General features: G+C 59.2%; 6 protein-coding genes. 1 reads left to right on the top strand and 5 read right to left on the bottom strand.

Going from position 1 to position 6,314, the window contains the following annotated elements:
* Window positions 1-2 precede the first annotated feature (2 nt).
* The 5 genes from A3H92_08785 to A3H92_08805 all read right to left on the bottom strand — a co-directional run bounded on the left by A3H92_08785 (window position 3) and on the right by A3H92_08805 (window position 4,456).
* Window positions 3-881: a squalene synthase HpnD gene (locus A3H92_08785; protein ID OHC76157.1), complete on the bottom strand. Its 879-nt coding sequence runs from the start codon at window positions 879-881 to the stop codon at window positions 3-5.
* A 315-nt stretch (window positions 882-1,196) separates the two neighbouring features.
* Window positions 1,197-1,628, bottom strand: a complete 432-nt coding sequence (locus A3H92_08790; protein OHC76158.1) for a hypothetical protein — start codon at window positions 1,626-1,628, stop codon at window positions 1,197-1,199.
* A 131-nt stretch (window positions 1,629-1,759) separates the two neighbouring features.
* On the bottom strand, window positions 1,760-2,944 hold the full coding sequence (locus A3H92_08795) for a glycosyl transferase family 2 (protein OHC76153.1): 1,185 nt from the start codon (window positions 2,942-2,944) through the stop codon (window positions 1,760-1,762).
* A complete protein-coding gene (locus A3H92_08800) occupies window positions 2,944-3,768 on the bottom strand; it encodes a squalene synthase HpnC (protein OHC76154.1) in 825 nt (274 codons plus the stop codon). Before A3H92_08800 ends, A3H92_08795 begins: the two co-directional genes overlap by 1 nt.
* A gap of 37 nt (window positions 3,769-3,805) precedes the next feature.
* On the bottom strand, window positions 3,806-4,456 hold the full coding sequence (locus tag A3H92_08805) for a hypothetical protein (GenBank protein ID OHC76155.1): 651 nt from the start codon (window positions 4,454-4,456) through the stop codon (window positions 3,806-3,808).
* A 204-nt stretch (window positions 4,457-4,660) separates the two neighbouring features.
* Here A3H92_08805 and A3H92_08810 point away from each other — a divergent pair.
* On the top strand, window positions 4,661-6,314 hold a 1,654-nt coding region (locus tag A3H92_08810), incomplete at its 3' end, for an elongation factor 4 (protein OHC76156.1).

The raw sequence follows: 6,314 nt of genomic DNA on the forward strand, positions 1-6,314 counted from the left end.
TTCTAGAAAATTCCGTAGCGAAAAGCGATCCACAGCTTTTGCAGCCTGGGCAGCCTGACCGGCCCGGAAATCCGCTCCCACCCTCTTTTTTTCAGCTTTTCAAGAATGCGGCGATATACCTGCATCATCATGATGGCGGGGCGCATTTGGCGACGGTCGCACAAGGCCAGGGCGGATTCGGCCTCGGCGAAACGGTTAGTCGCGATTTCCGCCAGTTCGGCGCAGACGCCGGCGATGGCCGGATGGGCGAGAACCGCCTCCGGATTATCCTCATTTATGCCGTGAGCCGTCAAAAGGTCCGCCGGGAGGTAAAGACGGTTGCGCCCGGCGTCCTCACGCAAATCGCTGAGAATATTGGTCAGTTGCAACGCCAGACCGAGAGCGTGAGCGACCCGGTCGCCCCTTTCCTCGTCAACGCCGAATATCCGGTTGGAAAGCCTGCCGACGGCGCAGGCCACCTGGTCGCAATAAAGGAACAAGCCGTCCATGGCGGCGATCCGCAGCCTGTCGGCGGCGTCAGTCTCCATACCGTCGATCAGCGCCAGGAAATCTTTCTTTTGCAGGCCGAAACGGACAATCGGGTTGACCAGGGCCTGCGCCACGAGAAATTCCGGCTCGCCGCCGCCGTAAAGATGTTCGATCTCGCCGCGCCATTGCCCCAGGCGAGCCGTCTTGCCGGCCTGCTCGCCTTCGTCGTCGGCGATATCGTCCACCTCGCGGCAATAAGCGTAAACGGCGTACATGCCTTGACGCTTGACCTCGGGCAGCCGGCGCATGGCCCAAAAGAAGGACGTGCCGGAACGCCTGACCACGGACTCAACATAGTCCTTGGCGGCGGAAGCTGGAGTCACATTCGGCTGTTTTTCTTCCATGGCCGACATGAATACCACGGATGAAACCGGTTCATCCACCCCCCGTTAGAGCATTATCCGACCAAATTGAACCGCCTGCGCCGGAGCGATTTTGGGTCGTGGGCAGGAGAAGGGCGCGGCCCGTAGCGGACACTATGGGCAAGCCTTTCGACGAACCCACGCCCCAAAAGCGCCCGGCCCTTCGGGTTTCGATGCGGCGGGTGCCCGCTTCGTTGCGCCGCTCGACCGATGCTTTTGCATCGCTCTTCGCGTCGCGCCTGACGGATCGCCTCGCCGGATCGAAACGCAGATGATTCAATTTGGTCGGATAGCGCTCTAATCGGGTCATTTCTGGAGAGAGCGCTGCGCGGCTTCAGACAGAAATGCCGAACGGCTGAGGCCGCGCACCGAGGCGGCTTCATCAATGGAGGAAACCAGGGATTCATCCATGCTGATGTTGAGGCGAACCGTGCGACCACGCGGCGGATGCAAAGGGATGATCGCAAGAGTTGCCCCTTCCATATCCTCGGCGAATTCAGGATCGGCCCCAAGTTCATCAAGCGTCCGAGCGCGGGGAACGGCATAGCCGTCTTCGGTCATGCCCTCAGCGTGAAAGCGTAACGCCCTGGCGGCGGAAGCCACCACATCCTCAAACGTCGCCTCAACGGCGATGCAACCGGGAAAGTCGGGGAATGAAGCTCCGTAAGCGCCGCCCTCTGATTGGTGAATGAATGCGATATATTGACGCACGAGATTATCTCCTTCGGCCTTGAGCATCTTCTTGACATCACGGCTTGAAATGCTTTTGGTCACAGCCGCCCCGAATCTTTAAGTACGCAGTGTGTATAATTATACACATTAATGAGACGTTCCGCAAGAGGGATATGAATCGCACGGATGAAACCGGTTTATCCACCCCCGTCGGTCGGCGTCCCGTAGCTGCGGCCTTTCCACATTCCGCCCCGGCCACGCCAATGTTGAATCGCCGAGTCTACCGTCATCAAGGTGTAGAGCAGCGCCGCCAGAGGCAGCAACATACCCCGCCACGCCGGTTGGCCGTACAGTTCCAGTGTCGGATCATAAGCAAAAACCATCAGGAACCAGGCGATGACCCCGCCCAGGAACATCAGCGGGTCGCCCATGAAAATTCCGGCAACCGCCGCCGAAGGCGGCCCCAGATAGGTCAAAATCATGGCGAAAACGGCGCCGACCAGCCGCCAAACGGAATAATTCAACTGCACGAAAGCGGTGCGGGCGACCATGCTCCGGATTTCTCCCAACCGCTTGTAAGCGCGCAGGCTGTGAACATGCTCGGTAAGGCCAAGCCAGATAGGGCCGTTCTTTTTGATCAAGGCGGCCAGAGCGCAATCGTCGATCAGGCGACTGCGAATGGCCTCCAGCCCCCCGGCCTTGTCAATGGCGGAGCGGCGCACCAACATGCAGCCGCCGGCGGCGGCGGCGGTCCTGTCGAGGGGATCGTTGACCCAGGGAAAGGGATAAAGCTTCTGAAAGAAAAAAACAAAGGCGGGGATCAGCAGGCGCTCCCAAAAGTTTTTACAGCGCAGCATCACCATCAGCGAGACCATGTCCAGGGCCTCGCCTTCCGCCTTGGCCACCAATCGCCTTAAATTGGCCGGATCATGCACGATGTCGGCATCGCACAGCAGCACATAAACACAGTCAGGCGCCGTCAATGCGGCCTGCTCAAGCCCCTGCGCCATCGCCCACAGCTTACCGGTCCATCCCGGCGCCAACGGCTTGCCCTTGATAACCGAAAAGCGAACCGAACCGTTGGCGGCTTTGCCGGCCTTTTCGGCGGTGCCGTCGTCGCTGCCGTCATCCACCAGCACCACGCCGAAAGCGCCGGGATAATCCTGGACCAGCAATGAGGAAACGACCTTTCCCACCGTTTTAGCCTCATTGCGGGCCGGAATCACCGCAATCACCGAAGGCCACCTTTCCCTGTCGGCGGAACTGTCGAGAAAACCGGGAGTTTTCAGCTGCTGGTCGGCGCGCCAAAAACCGCCCCTCAACGACAGCAGCGCCGCCCAGACGACCAGCGGGATCAGCGCCAAGCCGGTAAGGATACTCACTAAAACATCACCGAAAGAACGCCGCGCAGGACACACCGGACATATCCGGCCTTGGTCAATTTAATCCTCTTTGGACCTAAGGGATCGCGGCGGCGCAACAGGTCGCTCAGGCTTTCGGCGATATTGACGATAGCCGCCGACTCCATGGCCAGACGGCGCGAACGCAATCCTCCGGCCAGCATCCGGGCCTGCGGCATCAGGCCGTCCACGCCCCGTATCATTCGGTCAATGACGGCGCGCAAAGACGGACTGCACGCCCCGGCGTCAAGGTCTTCGACCAGCGCTCCCTCCGCCGCCATCCAGTCCATCGGCAGATAGACCCTGTCCAACTGCCGGTAATCATCCCGGCAGTCCTGGAGATGATTGATAACCTGCAAGGCCGCGCACAAGGCGTCCGACGGGCCGTAGCCGTCCCTCGACCCGCCGTGAATATCCAGCAGGTAGCGCCCGACCGGCGCCGCCGACAGAAGGCAATATCCCATCAGATCGTCCCAGTCCTTGTATCTCAGTTTAGTGACGTCCTGAATGAAGGCGGCGATCAAATCCTGACAGTGACGCGGAGTAACGCCGGTATCGGCCAGACTGCGGCGCATCTTGTGGGCCGTGAGGTAGGCCGGGTCTTCGCTCTCGCCGCCGAGGAGGGCTTTTTCAAAGCCCTTGAGCCGCTCCACCTTGTCCTCAGGCGTAAGGTCGGGACTGTCGGCTATGTCATCAATGGCGCGGGCAAAGCGATAGAAAACGGCGATATGCGGCCTCAGCTTTGCCGGCAACAACCACGAACCCACAGGAAAATTCTCGTAACCCGCATCCTTGCCCGACGGCATTTCGACGGATGGAGGCGTTACTTCAGGCAAAGACGCCTCATTTCGCCCTGGATTGCTCGGTATTTTTTGAACCGAAGTTTTCGTGATCCCGCATTTCCGCGATAAACTTGTCGATATCGCCGCCATGCTTATGAATAACGGAGGCGAATTCGGAACGCTGGGTCTGTCCCATGCTGATGCCGGTGACCATGACGTCGACGATCTTGTACTTGCCCTCCTTGGCCCGTACGCGCCAATCGATCTTTAACGGCTCGGGGCTATCGGGACCATCGATCTGGGTATAGACGACGACGTCCACGCCGTCCTTGACCAATGTATCGAGAACCGAGAGTTTTTCGCCCTTATAATCGGCGAAGCGATCCGCATAGGTGACCACCAGAAGATTCTCAAACAATTTCAGATACTCGGATTGCTGGGTTTCATTAGCCTGATTCCAGTATTTGCCGAGAACCCACTTGCCGATGGTATTGACGGCAAAGTCCTCATTAAGGAAAGAGCGGAACCGCTCCCGCCGTTCACTCTTGGTGATGCCCTGAACAGTAAGCGTGGAAATCGCCCTATCGGCAAGGGACTGAATGAACTTTGCCGCGCCTTCCCTGAAATCATCGGCCTGTCCCTGCCCCGGATAAACAAAAACGCCCAACGCCAGGACCAAACATCCGACAAATACTCTCCAACGATTCAGCATCAATCACTCCGCAGCCTACTGTTTATTATCCGGAACATAACCAAACACCCCGGCAAAATCCATTTATTTGCCGACCGGCCCCGATCCAGGGCGTAAAACGCCCCAAGAGCCGACAAAAATCAAGTAAAGATTAATAGCGAGTCGTTGATTTAAGATACGCACGGCGCATGACAGGGCTGATTTTACCTGCTAGAACCCCCGCCCATGACCGACCTCGCTCACATACGCAACTTCGCCATCATCGCCCACATCGACCACGGCAAGTCGACGTTGGCCGACCGCATGATCCAGTTGTGCGGGGGCCTCAGCTCCCGCGAGATGAAGGAGCAGGTGCTGGACTCCATGGACATCGAGCGCGAACGCGGCATCACCATCAAGGCCCAGACCGTGCGCCTGATGTATAAAGCCGCCGACGGCGAGACCTATCAGCTTAACCTCATGGACACGCCGGGCCATGTGGACTTTTCCTACGAGGTCAGCCGTTCGCTGGCCGCTTGCGAAGGTTCGCTGCTGATCGTTGACGCCACCCAGGGCGTCGAGGCGCAGACGCTGGCCAACGCCTACCTCGCCATTGGAGCCGGTCATGAGATCGTGCCTGTGCTCAACAAGATCGACCTGCCCGCCGCCGAGCCGGAACGCATCAAGGCGCAGATACAAGAAGTGATCGGACTTGACGTTTCCGATGCCATCAACATCTCGGCCAAGACCGGCGTCGGCGTTCCCGCCGTCCTCGAAGCCCTGATCAAGCGTCTGCCGCCGCCCGTCGGCGATGAAAAAGCGCCGCTTAAGGCGTTGCTGGTGGACAGTTGGTACGATCCGTATCTCGGCGTCATGATTTTGGTGCGGGTGCGTGACGGCATCCTGAAAAAAGGCATGAAAATCCGCATGATGGCCGGCGGCGCCTCCTATCAGATAGAGCAAGTCGGCTACTTCACCCCCAAGCCGGTCAAGGTCGATCAACTCACCCCCGGCGAGGTCGGCTATTTCACGGCGGCGATCAAGACCGTGGCCGACACCGGCATCGGCGACACCGTGACCGAAGACAAACGCCCGGCGCTCGAACCCCTGCCCGGTTTCAGACCTTCGGTGCCTGTGGTGTTTTGCGGCCTGTTCCCCGTCGATAACGGAGATTACGGGGACTTGCGCGACTCGCTCGACAAACTGCACCTGAACGACGCCAGCTTCCATTTCGAGGCCGAGACCTCAGCCGCCCTCGGCCTGGGATACCGCTGCGGCTTCCTCGGGCTGTTGCATCTTGAGATCATCCAGGAGCGTCTGGAGCGGGAATTCGGCCTGGACCTCATCTCTACCTCGCCCAGCGTCGTCTACCGCGTTCACCTGACCGACGGCGCGGTGCTGGAGATGCACAATCCTTCCGACATGCCCGATCCGGTAAAGATCGACTTTATGGAGGAACCCTGGATCAAGGCCACCATCATGGCGCCTGACGAGTATCTGGGCGGCGTGCTTAATCTATGCACCGAACGCCGTGGCGAGCAGGTGAATCTGACCTACGTCGGCGGACGGGCGATGCTGGTCTATCGGCTGCCCCTGAACGAAGTGGTGATCGACTTCTATGATCGCCTGAAGTCGATCTCGCGGGGCTACGCCAGCTTCGATTACGAGATGGACGGATACGTTGTCTCCGATCTGGTCAAGGTCTCCATTCTGGTCAATTCGGAGCCTGTGGACGCGCTGTCATTCATCGTTTTCGAGAAACACGCCGAAAGCCGGGGCCGCGCCATTTGTGAACGCCTCAAGGATTTGATACCGCGCCAGTTGTTCAAGATCGCCATCCAGGCGGCCATCGGCGGACGCATCATCGCCCGCGCCACCGTCTCGGCCATGCGCAAGGACG

The sequence above is a fragment of the Rhodospirillales bacterium RIFCSPLOWO2_02_FULL_58_16 genome, assembly GCA_001830425.1.
Lineage (GTDB): Bacteria > Pseudomonadota > Alphaproteobacteria > Rhodospirillales > 2-02-FULL-58-16 > 2-02-FULL-58-16.

Bases quoted from the DNA above. Each gene is read 5' to 3' on its own strand.
- A3H92_08785 (OHC76157.1), bottom strand. From the start codon at position 881: ATGTCGGCCATGGAAGAAAAACAGCCGAATGTGACTCCAGCTTCCGCC.
- A3H92_08790 (OHC76158.1), bottom strand. From the start codon at position 1,628: ATGCTCAAGGCCGAAGGAGATAATCTCGTGCGTCAATATATCGCATTC.
- A3H92_08800 (OHC76154.1), bottom strand. From the start codon at position 3,768: ATGCCGTCGGGCAAGGATGCGGGTTACGAGAATTTTCCTGTGGGTTCG.
- A3H92_08805 (OHC76155.1), bottom strand. From the start codon at position 4,456: ATGCTGAATCGTTGGAGAGTATTTGTCGGATGTTTGGTCCTGGCGTTG.